The sequence below is a fragment of the Streptomyces sp. NPDC029014 genome (genome assembly GCF_055564695.1).
In genome coordinates, this window is sequence record NZ_JBVHVT010000252.1 from 1 (window position 1) to 1,074 (window position 1,074).

Here is a 1,074-nt window from a genome sequence, read left to right on the forward strand (position 1 = left end):
TGGCACGGCCTCATCGGCCGCGCGATCCTCGAGTACGAGGATGTTGCGCAGATTCGGGAAAATCGCTTGACACTCATGGCGCACTTGTTCGTTGTGAACAATCACCGCATCCGCCTTCGACATGCAGAAATTCAAGGCAGGGAAGGCGAGCCATTTCTGTCGAAAATAGCTGTTGTGCACGTCGATTGCTACTTTGACTTTTTCTCCGTGAAGAATCTTGTAAAGAGCAGCCAAGTAGACAAGAAAGCTCGGTGGAGCCTGAATCCAGACTGTTTTCGGCGCTCCAAGGACCAGGTGTCGCATGGTTTTGAGTATCCGCGCCATATAGTCAAAGAGCATGAGCTTTCGGCTTTTGAATACTTTTGGGAAGTATGCGATGTCATAACCCCAGTGCGCCTTCATTGTCTCTGCGCGACGCTGGAAGCCGACCCAGGCTATCATTGAGCTGTTTTTTTTCATATCGAGAAATGCACGGGGAATGAGGCGGTGTACTGAATGTCAGGTGATCTGCTTCCAATTCTACGCGCGGGTGAGCCGGCGACGATGGCAAAATCTTCCACCGGCTTGGTCACGATGCTGCCAGGATAAACAATTGCTCCGCGCCCGATGCTGGCCCCTGGCATGATTCGGACTCCCGGAAACAACCATGCATCATCACCAATGGTGACTTCGCTACAGAAGACCCGTGCATGAGGATCCTTCATATCATGGCCCATGGTGTATATCCTGCAGTCATGGGAGATGTTCACGTTGGATCCTATCGTCACGCTGCCTCGATTATCAATGAAACACCACCTGTTGATAGTTGTGTTGCTTCCGATGCGGCACTTCCTGAGGTCAAAGAATCTCACGAACCCATGAATGGTCGTCCCGCTTCCGATGGGGCCGAAAGCCAGGGAAGCAATAAATCGTCGAGCAGGGAAAAAGAAGGCTGCGCTGAGCACGACATTTGCAAGTTCGACGGCAAGCTTCTTGATGGTCAGTCGGGCGCTCAATTTTTGCCTCCATTGCAAGGTTTTAAAATTCCCTTTCGGGTCGCTGTGAGCCGGGCTCTATTTATTTTTTTTCAATTCT

The 1,074-nt window shown here is 51.1% G+C and carries 3 protein-coding genes; 1 reads left to right on the plus strand and 2 read right to left on the minus strand.

What is annotated here, in order from left to right; translation table 11 throughout:
- Together ACZ4VL_RS40895 and ACZ4VL_RS40900 are read right to left on the minus strand one after the other, a co-directional pair.
- Positions 1-459, minus strand: a 459-nt coding sequence (locus ACZ4VL_RS40895; RefSeq protein ID WP_468211153.1) for a glycosyltransferase, incomplete at its 3' end; no start/stop codon positions are given.
- Complete coding sequence (locus tag ACZ4VL_RS40900; RefSeq protein ID WP_466433180.1) at positions 456-749, minus strand: acyltransferase; 294 nt, start codon at positions 747-749, stop codon at positions 456-458. The genes ACZ4VL_RS40895 and ACZ4VL_RS40900, both read right to left, overlap by 4 nt.
- Between ACZ4VL_RS40900 and ACZ4VL_RS40905 the strand changes: the two genes are divergently transcribed.
- Positions 735-1,074: hypothetical protein (locus ACZ4VL_RS40905; protein ID WP_468211157.1), on the plus strand; the 340-nt coding region annotated here is incomplete at its 3' end. The two genes, ACZ4VL_RS40900 and ACZ4VL_RS40905, sit on opposite strands and share 15 nt — an antisense overlap.